Consider the following 15,461-nt stretch of genomic DNA (forward strand, 5'->3'; position numbering starts at 1 on the left):
TTGTTAATTATTAAATTAAAAAACAAATATAAGAATGAAACTTCTATTACTAAGTAATTCTACAAATGTAGGGGAAGATTATTTAGGTTATTCAAAAAAATCAGTTAAAGAATTTTTAGATGGTGATACCTCAAATATCATATTTATACCTTATGCTGCCGTAACATTTTCTTATGATGAATATGAAGAAAAAGTAAATACGGCTTGGGAAAAAATAGGATTACAGGTAAAGGGAATACATCACTACAACAATCCGGTTGATTCTATTAATAAAGCAAGTGTAATCGTCATAGGCGGAGGAAATACTTGGAAATTAACTAAATTATTAAATGAATATCAATTGATGGATTGTATTAAAGAAAAAGTGAAATCTGGGACTCCTTACATTGGTTGGAGTGCCGGTTCAAATGTTGCTTGTCCTACTTTAAGAACAACTAATGATATGCCTATATTGGATCCTAATGGTTTTAATACGTTAAATTTGATTCCTTTTCAAATTAACCCTCATTATTTAGATGATAACCCTACAGGTCATAGTGGAGAAACGCGTGAACAAAGAATTGAAGAATTTATAAAAGAAAATCACCAAATATTTGTTGTTGGTTTGAGAGAGGGTTCAATATTAAAATATGAAAATAATAAGTTACAACTTTTAGGAAATAAATTTGCAAGGATTTTTAAGTATGGTGAAAAACCAAAAGAATTATGTTCCTCAGACAGTTTTGATTTTCTATTCAATAAATGAAATATATAAATATTAAAAACTGTTTTTTGAGATTTATAAAAATACTATTTCCCTCTACACGTAATGAGGGAATTATCTTTTTAATGCTTTTAATTTTATATATTCCTTTAGGGTTATATTTTTCATTCTATAGTACCATTATTTATAATGAAAAAATACCTTGGGATATTTATTTCAGTTTTGATAACAGATCAATTATCCTCTCAGGTGGAATGATTGAAAAACATCCTTTTTCTTATTATTTCATTATGCCCATTTTCAATTTAGCAAATTGGTTTTACCATATAAATAATAATTTGGGCTTTTTCAATATAATTTTTACTGTTTTTTGCGCTGTAAATGTATCATTAGGTATTGTATTTGTATATAAATACCTTACAAATATTATAAACCTAAAAACAAAAACAACATATTTAATTATAATTTTTTACACCTTTTTTTCTACAAATATTTTATTATCTTTCACTCCGGAGACCTACACCTTTTCAATCTTTTTACTATCATTTTACACCTATATCTCAGCACTATTTATAAATAGGCAAAAAAAAATTCCACTTATTTTTAATACAATCATGGGCATTTTTATAGGAGGAGAAACTATTACAAATCTTCCGAAAACCTATATCCCTCTATTCTTTGAAAATAAAAAATTTAATCTTAAAGAATTTTTAACAGCTGCATTAAAAACTCTTTTTTCTATTGGGATTTTTGTATTATTATATCTATGGAGAAGAGATTGGGATTATATGAAAATTTTATCAAAATCCACAGCTCAATATGAAAAATTTTCCAATCCTAAAGGTGAAACCTGGTGGAATATGATTACTTCTTATTTCTTTGGTGGAAATATGCTTTTTCCCTCTTTTGTTGAAAAAAATCTTAGGTTTTTTAAAATTCAATACAAAGCTTTATATTATCACATATATGATCAAACTTTACAATATATATTCTGCCTATCTATTTTTTTATTTATGATAGCCTCTTTGATTTCAAATAGGAAAAACAAACTTCTCTATATTCTTGGGTTTTCTTTTTTAATTGATATCATCATTCATGGTTTTATGAAATTTGGTTTATGGGTCTCTTTTATTTATGGTGGACATTGGGTATTTGTAGTTCCTCTATTACTTGGTTGGTTATTTTATGCTCTGAGAAATAACAAAAAAATTTACAAAATGTTATTTATATTTTTAGGATTGTTAACTTTATATTTAATTATAAACAATTTATTTAGATTATCAGAATTTATAAATTTTGTAAATAAATATTATAAAATCTAAAATCTATCTCTAAAATAGTATTTTTGTATTCTCTTAATATTCATAAAAAAATGTCATTATATCCATTATTGTTTGAACCAACTTTCCATTATAGAATATGGGGAGGAAATAAATTAAAATATTTCGGGAAAAATATTACAGAAAGTAAAATAGGAGAAAGTTGGGAAATTTCAACAGTCCCAGGATATATTAGCCTAGTAGCTAACGGAAAATACAAAGGAACAAATTTACAGGATTTAGTTTTTAAATATAAAGAAGAATTATTGGGCACTCAAGTTTATCAAAAATATGGAGATCAATTTCCACTTTTGATTAAATTTTTAGATGCAGATCAACCGCTTTCTGTACAAGTACATCCTAATGATGATTATGCCCAAAAACATCATAATTCTTTTGGGAAAACTGAAATGTGGTATATTTTAGATGCCGAAAAAGATGCTGAAATTATTATAGGGTTTGAAAAAGGGATAAACAAAGAATTATATGCTAAAAGTATAAAAGACGGAAATGTAGAAAATATTCTTAGAAAAATACACCCTGAAAAAGATGATGTTTTTTATATACCTTCAGGAAGGGTTCATGCAATGGGAAAAGGAATTACATTGGCTGAAATTCAACAAACCTCAGATATTACTTATCGAATATATGATTACAACCGAATAGATATAAATGGAGAGCCTCGCAAATTACATACCCAACAAGCCATGGATGTAGCCGATTTTTCTTATATTGAAAATCCGAATGTGATTTATAACAAAAAAGAAGAAAATACTTTATTGGTAAATTCCCCTTATTTTACAACAACCCGTTATAATATTTCTGCAAAAAATCAAAAATTAGAAGATTTACCTCAATCTTTTAGAATTTTAATATGTCTGGAAGGAGAGTGTAATATTTTAAGTAATACATCAACAGTACAAATATATAAGGGGCAAAGTTTATTAATTCCTGCTATTTTAAAGAATATTGAAATTATCTCACATACTCATACAAAATTATTAGAAGTTCATATCGAATAAATTATGAAATACCTTCGTGTTCCTTTAGTATTAGTATGGAAACTATGGTTTATAATAGTTGCCATATTTTGTACTTTATCTGTAGGTACTATAATCTATATTTTATCTTACCAGAAAAATAATCGTTTAACTTATTTTTTTATGCGGTTATGGGCCTATATACTTTTTTACGGGAGCGGATTTACTTATTCCTTACAATATTCAGAAAAACTAGATCCTAAAGAAAACTATATATTGATTTCAAATCATACTTCTGCTATGGATGTTGCCCTGATGTATATCTTACACCCTAATCATCCGATAGTTTTTGTTGGAAAAAAAGAATTAGAAAAATATCCTATTTTTGGAAGAATTTACAAAAAAGTTTCCATAATAGTTGACAGGTCCGATAAAAAAAGCCGGGAAGCAGTATTCCCTTTAGTAAAAAAAACACTAAAAGAAGATAAAAATGTAGTTCTTTACCCTGAAGGAGGAGTTCCTAATCGTAATATTATTCTTGGTAAATTTAAAGATGGACCCTTTGTTACTGCAACCTATTGCAACAAACCTATTGTTGTATACGTTTTTCATAATTTAAAAAATATGTTTCCCTTTGTTAATACCTTAGGATATCCCGGAAAAGTGAGAACAGAACGACTAGCCATATTACATCCTAAAGATTTTGACAATAAAGACTTATTGAAGCAAAAAGCCTATGAATTAATCTATAACAAGATTAAAAGTGATCCTATAAATCACCCTCAAATTAAATAATATTACATTAAAAGATTTAGATGCTTGATAGTTTAGTGGAATATGGGTATTGGGGATTATTTTTAGCCTCTTTTTTAGCTGCTACTTTTTTGCCTGTTAGTTCTGAAGCTGTTTTGGTTGGTATGTTAGCTTTAGGCGGAAATCTTTGGCTCTGTATAGGATTAGCTACTTTGGGTAATTTTTTAGGAGGAATGACCAATTATTTTTTAGGTAAATTAGGAAAACTGGAATGGATAGAAAAATATCTTAAAATCAAACCGGAAAAAATAAATAAAATATATCATTGGCTGGATGGTAAAGGGGCTGCTATGGCTTTTTTTTCTTTTTTGCCAATCATTGGAGATGTTATTCCTATAGCTTTAGGTTACATGAGAGCTAATATCTATATCGTAAGTATTTCTATGTTTTTAGGAAAAATGATAAGGTATATATTAATTACCTGTGGTATTGTATGGATAACAAAATAAAACGCTATAAACTGTAACTTATGCCTATACCTGCATATCCAGGAAGCTTATGATATATTTCTTTTTGTAATATATTATCATCTGTGGAAGTTTCTACAATTTCAGAACCTGAAATATTAAGAATATCATATCCTTCAATCCAAAATTTCCAAGGAGTATGTTCTTTTCTATATATTACTTTAAGTCCTAAATTATATTTATCCCTAGAAATTGAACCACTTTTATAAAACTCATAGCTATTTTTTAAACTAAATTTTAAACTTTCTCCAAAATTAAAATATAAATTAACAAAGGGTATTATTTGTGAATTTTTTAATGATATATCTTGATTTTTGTAATCTGTATTTAGGTAAGAAAATTTTGACCCAAAATCATAATTGACTATAGATTTTTTATTGTAAGTCTGAAAACTCACATCTCCATTAACCCTATTTGTATTCATAGGTATTTCTTGAAAATTTGTAAAAGTACTTGACTTTATAAAATTGTAGTTAACATTTATCTTCAATTTATATTTTATGAATTTCAATTTTTTTTCAAAATTGATAAATGTATTCCATATATCTTGGTCGGATGAACTAATGTAATTTAAAATTGTATACTGAGAGTTTAAAGAACTATTTGATATCGGAGAATTTGCTTTTCGGGAGTAATTTACATTTGCAGATAAAAAATTACCATCGAATAAATTTAAAAATAAATATTCTAATCCTATTGTATTATTAATTATTTCCTTTCTTTCCTTAATAAAACTTTCTTTATATATGCTGGAGTAATTTAATAAAATTTCATAAGAATTAAGTTTATCGGCACTTATATAATCCACTTCTCTTTTATAAAACAATGCTAGTGTATGAGTTTGTTTAAACTCTAATTTTATTTTAGCCTGCGGTAAAAAAAATAATGAATTTGAACTATGTTTATTTAATTTTAAATTATAATTTCTTAACTCAAAATCTAGCAAAAACTGTAAAAAATTTTTATTTTTTAAAATCGCCGGCTTAATGAAACTATAATCGGTATGAAAGCTGATATGATTTCTAATATTATTTTCAATTATAGAATTTTTAAAGAAATTTTGCTTCCATAAATAGCCCATACTATTTCTTACAACTATTTCCCCGATATTTTGGCTGTATTTACCTATCACTCCCCATTCTCTATCTTTTTTTGTACTATTTTGTACTAAATTATTGATATTAAAATCATATAAGGAATGAGAAGATAAAAGAAAAAAATCTCCTTTTGATGAATTACTTTCCTGATATATATTAAATGTTATCAGTTTATTTTTAGCTATTTTAGATAAATAGCTAATCTGTTGGCCAAATTTCATATTTCTATTTTTCATATTTTCATTAAATAGAATTTTCTCATATGATTCTTGGCTTATTTCCCTATCTGTATGATCTTTTGTCGGTTCTATAGAGACAGAATAATTTAAAGAATTATTTTTATTGATTTCAAAATCTATTTTTACATGAGTTTGATTAAAAAGAAAGTTTCCTTTTGAATTATTGTTATCTATGCTATGGAAATTACTATTTAAAAAAGTTCTTTCTGATAAAATTTTTTCTCTCTGCCTGGTATTATTTAATAATGTAAATCCCGTAATTTTAATTTTCTCTGAAGGTAAATATGATAAATTTATACTTCCCATCTGGTTCTCTTTTTTTATTACATTATTATCTGACAATAAAAAATTAGGCAAAAAATTATCCATTTCTTTAAAAGAGGAAAGTTCACTGTTCATTAAATCATTTCTAACATCTGAATTTAATTTTAAATAATCATCAATAGTAAAAGATTCCTGTCCTGTATTATTGGCATTCCCAATAAAACTTATACTTAGATTATTAGTAAATTTAAATAGATTTAATTGAGCATTATACTTGCTTTCATATGCAGATAACAAAGAAGCCTCTCCGGTTATTTTATTTTTATATTCTTTTTTTATACCTACATTTAAAGCTGTTTGATTTCCTCCTTCTATATTTTTTGCTATTTGAGAACTTTTATAATTATTTAGAATTTCTACTGATTTAATCATCTGAGCATTTAAATTCTCTGTAGCTATTTTATGATTATTTCCAAAAAAGTCTTTTCCATCTACCAATAGCTTATCAACTTGCTTACCATTTACTTTTATATTACCGTTTTCAACTTCAATACCGGGTAGTTTATTAAGAATATCTTTCAATTTCTCTTCATGCCCGTTAGTAAATGAATTTAGATTATAAGAAATTGTATCTTCTTTTGCAGTGATTGCTTTTGAAATAATAACTACTTCTTCTATCTCTTTTTCTTTAGATTCTAAAATTATATCTTTAGTAGTATAAGATTCATTAACTTGTAAAGTTTCAGATATCTTTGAATAATTTACATGACTTATTTCTAAAATATAATTCCCTTGGTTATTTACTTTAATTGAATAATTCCCTTGACTATTTGATATTGAAAAACTTATGACTTTTTTTGTGTCTGTATTTATAAGTTGTATTGTGGCAAATGAAATCGGTTTAGCATCATTATTAGTTATTTTTCCTCTAATTATAAAATTTTCTTGAGCAAAAAGAAAACAACTTAAAAAGAAAAATAAATTCGATACTATATATTTATAAAGCATTCTTTCATAATAGCATTAGTAATTATCATTGAATATCCCATTTTCTAATTCTTGTAATTTTTCTTTTTCAATATTTTGAAAATCCAATTTTTTTATTACTTTCCCTTTTGTAGGTTTAGAAATGGAATAATTAGTTTTATAATTAATAGAAGTTAATTTATAGGTTAAATTTTTATATTGTAATTCTACAATAAGGCCCGGAAGCCCCCAATAATCCATTGGTCCATCGGGAATTGCTATGTCTGGAGAATACCAAGCTTCAACTGTAGTATCATCAGAAGAAGTTATTGCTTTTTTACATAAATAAGGACCAATTTTTTTTTCTTCGTCTATAAGAACCCAATCAATTGGAAGTAAGTTATCTGTAATTAAAAAATCCCTGCCGAAAAAATCAGCTTGTTTAACATATAAATTTTCTTTTTGGTCTTTGTAAGTTTGATCTGTAGCACCTACTTCTATAATTTTATTCTCACTATTATCATGTTGGTTAGTTTTTTCTTTTAAAAATAAAGATATTCCGTCTTTATAATATAAATCATATATAAATTCTTGTGCAAGAAAAGCATCCATACTTTTTATTATTTCAGAATCTGTGGTTTGTTCTTTATAATCATTAACATTAGCAAAAGCTTGGTATGTAATTTTAACAGTTTGAGACAGCAAACCTGCATATGTAAAAAACAAAAATATATAAACAATTTTTTTCATATATAAATAATTTTAAACCAAATATTAAAAACCCAATGTTAAAAATTAAAAACATTGGGTCTCTACTATAAATTAATTTTAAAAACAAAGAAATTTATGATATAAAACTCCTTTATACCAATAAGTGCACCAATAAAAACATTTATATGTTTTTTCAGCTTCAACAGACACTTTTTTAGTTGTTGTAAATACATTGCTTGAAGGTTCAGAAACTAATGGTGTAATTTCTGCTTTTGCAGAAGTTGAGGAAGCTAATCCTGCAACAACAATCGCTGCGGAAAATAATAACTTTTTCATATGATTTAATTTATAAAAAACCTACTTTCAGAAATTTTATAGCCGCTGTTTCGGTTTTCCGGCTTAAATAATATAAACTATACTAATATTCGCGACTACCAATATAACATTTACATTATTTTTATTACAAATATAAAAATAATATATTGAAAACATGATAATTAACCAATACTACACCGTAAATATTAATATATAGAAAATTATTTTTATGTTGAAATAAAATAAATTCAATTTAAAATACTTACAGTTATTATTTATTTATATTTACATGGAATGGTATAAATCTTTTCATTAATCTTATTTACAATTAAAAAAGGTCTTTATAGCTTTTTCTATAAAGACCTTTTTTTTAAAAGATATCATTAATTAATATCCTATCGCTACACCATCTCCTCTGGGATCTGAAGCCCCTTGACGAACTTTAGTCTTGGGATCTATCAATATTGCCCCTGCATGCCCCATAACATCTGTATAGTTATCGACCACTTTAATCAAATGCCCTTTTCTTTTTAAATCCTGAACTACCCCCTCTGTTATTCTTCCTTCAATTTTTAAATCATTAGATGAAGCTCCCCATGTTCTTCCATACAACCATCTAGGAGCATCTATAGCTTCTTGAGGAGACATACCAAAATCTACTATTCGAGTTACAATAGCCGCTTGTGTCTGTGGCTGCCCTTCTCCACCCATCGTACCATATACCAAATAAGGTTTTCCCTCTTTCATAAGCATCGCAGGGTTCAGGGTGTGAAATGTTCGTTTTTTAGGCTCTAAATGGTTTACATGACTCGGATCAAGTGAAAAAAAACAACCTCTATTTTGTAATAAAATACCGGTATCTCCAGCAACAATACCAGATCCGAAATCATGATAAATACTTTGTATTAAAGATACAGCGTTCCCGTCTTCATCCACTACCCCTAACCATACTGTATCTCCTTTCGGATCTAAAGGTTTTACAATTTCAGCTGCTTTATCCATTTTAATCTTAGAGGCCTGATTTATTCCATGTGACGTAGATAATAACCGATCTAAAGGAATTGAAACAAATTCGGGATCTGACAAATACGCATCTCGATCTGCAAATGCTTGTTTAGTAGCTTCAACTAAAAGATGATAGTAATCAGCACTCCCTTCACCTAGACTTTTTACATCAAAGTTATTTAATATATTTAATATTTCTAAGGAAGCAAATCCCTGAGTATTAGGAGGAAAGTTATACGCTTTGTATTGTCTATAATTTACAGAAATAGGATTCACCCAATCAGCTTTATGATTTTCAAAATCAGATATAGTTAAGATACCACCGTTGGTTTGTAAGTCTTTTACAATACTTTTTGCTATACTCCCTTTATAAAAAACATCGGCACCATTATTAGCAATTAGTGATATAGATTTTGCCAGCTGAGGTTGTTTTAAAATCTCCCCTACCATATATGGATCTCCATTTGACTTAAGATACGTATTTTTAAAATTAGAAAATCTTTGTAAATTACGAAATTCATTATCTAAAGGATTCACATTTACTTTACTCCAATATGCCAGTGAATGACTTACTACAAAGCCATTTTCAGCATAATTTATTGATCTTTTAAATAAATCTTTCCAAGGCAGGCTATGAGCCATACTTTTATTAGCATAACGATAGGCTTCATCCCAACCTGATACTACTCCCGGAACAGTATTTGCGGCAAGGTATCCTCGTGATGGAATTTTTTTCAACCCTTTTTTTGTATAAAAACCGATTGTAGCTTTTTCTCCAGAGCGACCACTGGCGTTTAATGCTTTTAATTCTCCTGTTTTAGAATTATAAATTAACCAGAAATTATCTCCCCCCAAAGTTGTCATCTGAGGATAAACTACTGCAAGTACCGAACTTATTGCAATAGCTGCATCTACTGCATTTCCACCATTTTGTAGAACTTCTAAACCCGCCTGAGAGGCTAAATAGTTAGGTGAAGTTACTATTCCATGTGTAACCATCGGATTATCGCAACGGGAAGGGGTATCACAATATTTACCTTCCTCAGTAACTTGTTGTCCAAATAATATAATAGTACTTAAACAAAAAGTACTAGTAATCAATTTTTTTGATAAAACTGTAAATGATCTCATAACCAATGTTTTGTTTGCAATTATATGAAGTTAAATTATAATAATTATATAATTCATACTTTTTTATAATATTCATTAATTTTAACTAAATAATAAAAGTAAAATATTTTTTTATATTAAAAAAATATTTTACTTATTTTACAATAAATTACCCCACTTAATTAAAAGGCACTGCATTAAAATATACAAATAAACGACTAGACACCTTTTCATAAATAACGTTTATTTAACAAATATTAAAAAAATATATACTTAATTTAAATTAAATAATTCACAATAATTAATCAAAAATATTATATATTTTTTACAAGATTAATTCTCATTATTAATTATATAAAAAGTATACATTTTCTTATAAAACATAATTAAAAAGGATTGTAAACTTTATTTTACAATCCTTTTTATTCTTATATGTTTTATAATTTTTAATATACATCTTCTAGTAAAATGCATATTACTTTTATTTTAGTATTTATTCTGTAGTAAAATAAGTATTAATAATAAAACTAATTATCAAATACCATCTTCATATACAAATTATATAGATAAAACACATTTTATTAAAAAATAATTTATTCTTTTTACTTATTTATCCCTTCTAATGAAAAATAAAAAGAATACTCTAAAGCTACCTCTTTTAAGGATTCAAAACGTCCACTTGCTCCACCATGTCCAGCATGCATTTGAGTTTTTAATAAAAGAAGATGGTTATCTGTTTTCATGTCCCTAAGTTTAGCTACCCACTTAGCCGGTTCCCAATATTGTACCTGCGAATCATGAAGTCCTGTAGTAACCAATATATTTGGATATTCTTTTTTCTCAACATTATCATACGGAGAATAAGATTTTATATATTCATAATATTCTTTATCTTTAGGATTTCCCCATTCATCATATTCCCCTGTAGTTAGAGGTATAGTATCATCTAACATTGTTGTAACCACATCTACAAAGGGAACATCTGCTACTACACCTTTAAAAATTTCCGGAGCATAATTTATTACTGCTCCTATTAATAAACCTCCAGCACTTCCTCCATTAGCATAAAGATGATCAGAAGAAGTATAATTTTCATCTATTAAATATTTTGCACAATCAATAAAATCAAAAAATGTATTTTTTTTATTAAGCATTTTCCCATTTTCATACCAAAGCCTGCCTAAATCTTCTCCTCCTCTAACGTGTGCTATTACGTAAATAAATCCTCGATCCAATAAAGATAGTCTTACAGAACTAAATGTAGGATCCATAGAATATCCATATGAACCATATGCGTAAAGTAATAATGGAGTATCCTTAGAAGGTTGGGTATCTTTTTTCATTACTAATGACATAGGTATTTTTACCCCATCTCTTCCTGTAGCCCATAATCTTTTTGTAATGTAGTTTTCTTTGTTAAAACTTCCTAAAACTGTCTGTTGTTTTAATAAAGTTTTTTCTTTTGTTCGCATATTAAAATCTATATCGCTCCATGGTGTAGTCATTGAAGAGTAACGATATCTTAATATTTCTGTATCAAAATCTCTATTTACAGAAGTTCCTACAGTATATACTTCTTCAGCAAACGGTAGCTCATATTCAATGGTATGATCCCAACTTTTAATTTTAATATGGGTTAGTCCACACACTCTCTCTTCTGTTACAAGATAATTTTTAAAAAGTTCAAAATCTTCTAACAATATGTTCTCATTATGGGGTATTACTTCTATCCAATTATCTTTCCCTGTCTTATCAATGGGAGTTTTCATAAGTTTAAAGTTAGTAGCTCCATCTTTGTTTGTTAATATGTAAAAAGAATCTTGAAAATGATCCCATGAATACTCTAACCCTCTTTCTCTTTTTTGAAAAATCTTCCATTGAGCTTCCGGTTCATTTGCTGGAATATATCTATATTCATCTGATACGGTACTACCAGAAGCAATTACAATATATTCCTGTGATTTAGTTTTAGTAACATAAGCATTAAAAGTTTCATCTTTTTCTTCAAATATTAAGATATCTTGTTTTTGCTGGGTTCCCAGTACATGTTTGAAAATTTTTGAAGATCGTAAAGTTTGTGAATCTTGCACGGTATAAAAAAGAGTCTTATTATCCTTTGCCCAAACTATATTCCCTGTTGTATTTTCTAATTTATCTGAAAGTATATTTCCTGTTATTAAATTTTTTACTTGAATGGTATAAATTCTACGACTAACCGTATCTACGGAAAAACAAGCCATTGTATTATCCGGACTCACAGCAATCCCCCCCATCTGATAAAATTTGTACCCACTAGCCATAACATTAACATCAAACATCACCTCTTCATCTGCCTCTAATGATTCTTTTTTACGAAGATATACCGGATACTCTCCTCCTTCCACATATTTAGTAATATACCAATAATGATTATATTTATATGGTACTGTTTCGTCATCTTCTTTTATCCTACTCTTCATTTCATCAAATAAGTCTTTTTGTAATTTTTCAGTAGACTTCATTTGTTCTTTCGTATAGGCATTTTCTTCTTCTAAATATTTTATAACTTCGGGATCTTCTCTATCATTTAACCAATAATAATAATCAATTCTTGTATCATTATGAATAGTTAATTCTTTAGGAATTTTTTTTGCTTTTGGAATCTGCATTTTTTATTTCTTGTTTGTTATGAGCTTCAAAATTAAGTGTAATTAAAAATAAAGACAATATAAATGATTTTTTTCTTATAGGCATTTTAATCTTAACTAATGTGAAATATATATTTTTTCTCATTATTATCATAAAAAACTATATATTCATTTATTTCATTATTTTCTATGAATTTAATATTTTTACTTTATTAAATTATAATATTATGATTTTAACTACCACAAACTCTATTGAAGGTTGTACCATAAAAGAATATAAAGGAATTGTGACCGGAGAAACTATTATAGGAGCTAATTTTATTAAAGATTTGAAAGCTAGTATTACTGATTTTTTTGGTGGACGATCTACTTCTTATGAAAAAGTTTTAATTAAAGCTAAAAATACGGCTTTGAAGGAATTGGAAGAAAGAGCTATTAAAATGGGAGCTAATGCTATAATCGGTATCGATATCGATTACGAAGCATTGGGTGCCGGAGGAAGTATGCTAATGGTCTCTTTAAGTGGAACAGCTGTAATTATCTAGTTTTCCCAAAAACTATAAAATGAGTTTTATATAAAGGATCATATCTAATAAAAAAATAATTTTTTGCTAGATTTAGAAAATGAAATATTTTTTCTATGAATTTGGATATCATCCATTTATTCCTTATTTCATATAATTAAGACCATGAAAAAAGATTTTTTATTATCTAAGGTTTCATTTATAATAATAACCTAATCTTATTACAAAATATTTATATGAAATATTTTTGAAATTCCTGTCAAAGCAATTTGCATACCAATACAAAAAGTAAAAAATGCTAACAATTTATTAATTATTTGGTTACCTGTAGTTCCTATTTTACTCACAATTTTTGTAGCATTTGAAAGAAAAAAATATACAAGGGCACATAGAATTAAAATTACAAGGGCTATTATAATATAATTAATTAAACCCAAAGTAACATTATCATTAGCTAATGAATTAGCGGCCAAGGTAAATATGATTGATATGCTTCCAGACCCCATAATTATAGGAAAAGTAATCGGGTAAAAAACATCTTTCTGGATATTATTGTAGTTTAAATTATCAATAGTTTTTTGCTTGTTTTCTCTTATTTGTGATCTTCCGGCATCTGATAACCAGCCTAAAGCCGTTTTACAAATCATAAGCCCTCCTCCTAACTGAATTACGGGTATTGATAGACCAAAAAGCAATAGTACAGCTCTTCCTATAATTAAACTCCCTATTCCAATGCAAATGCAATATATGGTAATTTGTTTAACTATATGTTTACGTTGTATATCATTTAATCCTTCCAAAAAATTGTTAACAATAAAAGCATTTCCAATTGGATTTACTACGGGAAATAATGCTATGAAAGCCGCTGAAAATACTTGAATAATATCTTGCAACATTTAATTAAATACTTATTTTTCAATTTGCGAATTTCGTTTTTTTTTGCTTTTAAACAACTTTTTTTTATTAATAATTTAATAAAAATCAAATTTATTTAAACAAATTAAAAACCCCATATTAAAAATGGGGATTAAACTATATCAGTTCATTAAATATTTTTAGTTTTTATGCATCTAATTCTCCAGCAATCACATTTAAACTTCCTAATGTAATAATTGCATCTGATAACATATGTCCTTTTATCAACTCTTCAAATGCTTGGTAATATATAAAACAAGGCCTTCTGAAGTGCAACCTATAGGGACTTCTTCCTCCATCGCTCACTAAATAAAAACCTAGTTCACCATTTGCTCCCTCAACGGAATTATATACTTCTCCGGTTGGAATTTTAGTTTCTCCCATTATAATTTTAAAATGATAAATTAATGCTTCCATCTTTGTATATACATCCGGTTTATCGGGTAAGTAAAAATCAGGAACTTCGGCATGATAATTTCCTTCAGGTAAATTTTCATAAGCATTTTTTATGATTTTTATACTTTCCCTCATTTCTTGTAGTCTTACCATAAAACGATCATAAGAATCTCCAGAAGTACCAATGGGTATAATAAAATCAAAATCTTCATAAGAGCTGTATGGAGTCATTACTCGCACATCATAATCTACACCGGCAGCTCGTAAGTTTGGACCTGTAAATCCATAATTAAGTGCCTTTTCAGCAGATATTCCTCCTACATCTACTGTACGATCTAAAAATATTCTATTTCTTTCTAATAGTCTGGCAAATTCCTCTAATCTAGCTGGAAATCCTGAAATAAATTCTTTAATTAATTCATGGAATTTAGGGCTAAAATCCCTTTCAAACCCACCAATTCTTCCGATATTAGTCGTCATCCTTGCTCCACAAACCTGCTCATATAAATCGTATATTCTCTCTCTATCTTGAAATACATATGTAAAACCTGTTAATGCTCCTGTATCTACTCCCATAACAGAATCGCATACTAAGTGATCTGCTATTCTAGCCAACTCCATAATGATTATTCGCATATAATCAACCTTCTTGGGAACTTTTATTCCTAAAAGTTTTTCTACAGTTAAATGCCATCCTATGTTATTTATAGGTGAAGAACAATAGTTTAAGCGATCCGTTAATGTTGTTATCTGTGTATAGGTTCTCCTTTCTGATATTTTTTCAAATGCCCTATGAATATATCCTACTGTAGAATTTGAGGATACAATGATATCCCCATCCATTAAAAGCTGGTTTTCGAATATCCCATGTGTAGATGGATGAGTAGGTCCTAAGTTAATATGTTGTAACTCACCGTCTATCTGCTCTTTTACTATATAAGGGTTTAAAGCATTTGAAAGATTTATTAAATCATTATTATCTGAATTTCCTTGAGACATTTTTAATTTTA

General features: G+C 27.5%; 13 protein-coding genes. 6 read left to right on the forward strand and 7 right to left on the reverse strand.

All coding sequences use genetic code 11. The features are described from left to right. Positions 1–34 precede the first annotated feature (34 nt). The 5 genes from pepE to C4S76_RS10295 are packed head-to-tail and all read left to right on the forward strand — an operon-like array spanning position 35 to position 4,264. Complete coding sequence (gene pepE, locus C4S76_RS10275) at positions 35–745, forward strand: dipeptidase PepE (RefSeq protein ID WP_105194377.1); 711 nt, start codon at positions 35–37, stop codon at positions 743–745. 26 nt (positions 746–771) lie between these two features. After that, positions 772–2,025 (forward strand): DUF6080 domain-containing protein, encoded by a 1,254-nt coding sequence (locus C4S76_RS10280; protein WP_146105734.1) that lies wholly within the window; start codon positions 772–774, stop codon positions 2,023–2,025. A gap of 50 nt (positions 2,026–2,075) precedes the next feature. Beyond that, complete coding sequence (locus tag C4S76_RS10285) at positions 2,076–3,044, forward strand: type I phosphomannose isomerase catalytic subunit (RefSeq protein ID WP_105194379.1); 969 nt, start codon at positions 2,076–2,078, stop codon at positions 3,042–3,044. 3 nt (positions 3,045–3,047) lie between these two features. Then, positions 3,048–3,797: a lysophospholipid acyltransferase family protein gene (locus tag C4S76_RS10290; RefSeq protein ID WP_245915829.1), complete on the forward strand. Its 750-nt coding sequence runs from the start codon at positions 3,048–3,050 to the stop codon at positions 3,795–3,797. Between the two features lie 20 nt (positions 3,798–3,817). Beyond that, complete coding sequence (locus C4S76_RS10295) at positions 3,818–4,264, forward strand: YqaA family protein (RefSeq protein WP_105194380.1); 447 nt, start codon at positions 3,818–3,820, stop codon at positions 4,262–4,264. A gap of 4 nt (positions 4,265–4,268) precedes the next feature. Here the strand turns inward: C4S76_RS10295 and C4S76_RS10300 are convergent, their stop codons facing one another. The 5 genes from C4S76_RS10300 to C4S76_RS10320 form a co-directional block, all read right to left on the reverse strand. Continuing rightward, complete coding sequence (locus C4S76_RS10300) at positions 4,269–6,890, reverse strand: carboxypeptidase-like regulatory domain-containing protein (protein WP_105194381.1); 2,622 nt, start codon at positions 6,888–6,890, stop codon at positions 4,269–4,271. Between the two features lie 15 nt (positions 6,891–6,905). Beyond that, positions 6,906–7,598 (reverse strand): GLPGLI family protein, encoded by a 693-nt coding sequence (locus tag C4S76_RS10305; RefSeq protein ID WP_105194382.1) that lies wholly within the window; start codon positions 7,596–7,598, stop codon positions 6,906–6,908. 78 nt (positions 7,599–7,676) lie between these two features. Beyond that, entirely contained in the window at positions 7,677–7,895 is a 219-nt protein-coding gene (locus tag C4S76_RS10310; protein ID WP_105194383.1) for a hypothetical protein, read from the reverse strand. Between the two features lie 366 nt (positions 7,896–8,261). After that, positions 8,262–10,010 (reverse strand): gamma-glutamyltransferase, encoded by a 1,749-nt coding sequence (gene ggt / locus C4S76_RS10315; RefSeq protein ID WP_105194384.1) that lies wholly within the window; start codon positions 10,008–10,010, stop codon positions 8,262–8,264. A 581-nt stretch (positions 10,011–10,591) separates the two neighbouring features. Continuing rightward, the gene (locus C4S76_RS10320) at positions 10,592–12,637 is read right to left on the reverse strand and encodes a S9 family peptidase (RefSeq protein ID WP_105194385.1); all 2,046 of its coding nucleotides are present in this window, start codon (positions 12,635–12,637) and stop codon (positions 10,592–10,594) included. A 206-nt stretch (positions 12,638–12,843) separates the two neighbouring features. Between C4S76_RS10320 and C4S76_RS10325 the strand changes: the two genes are divergently transcribed. After that, positions 12,844–13,161 carry a heavy metal-binding domain-containing protein gene (locus tag C4S76_RS10325; protein WP_105194386.1) on the forward strand — a complete coding sequence of 106 codons (318 nt, stop codon included), beginning with the start codon at positions 12,844–12,846 and terminating at the stop codon, positions 13,159–13,161. A 200-nt stretch (positions 13,162–13,361) separates the two neighbouring features. Here C4S76_RS10325 and C4S76_RS10330 read toward each other — a convergent pair whose 3' ends face one another. Together C4S76_RS10330 and C4S76_RS10335 are read right to left on the reverse strand one after the other, a co-directional pair. Further along, positions 13,362–14,036, reverse strand: coding sequence for a MarC family protein (locus tag C4S76_RS10330; RefSeq protein ID WP_105194387.1), 675 nt, complete (start codon positions 14,034–14,036; stop codon positions 13,362–13,364). A gap of 166 nt (positions 14,037–14,202) precedes the next feature. Continuing rightward, a complete protein-coding gene (locus C4S76_RS10335) occupies positions 14,203–15,450 on the reverse strand; it encodes an NADH-quinone oxidoreductase subunit D (protein ID WP_105194388.1) in 1,248 nt (415 codons plus the stop codon). Positions 15,451–15,461 lie beyond the last annotated feature (11 nt).

This window comes from Apibacter adventoris (assembly GCF_002964965.1).
GTDB classification, from domain to species: Bacteria; Bacteroidota; Bacteroidia; order Flavobacteriales; family Weeksellaceae; genus Apibacter; species Apibacter adventoris.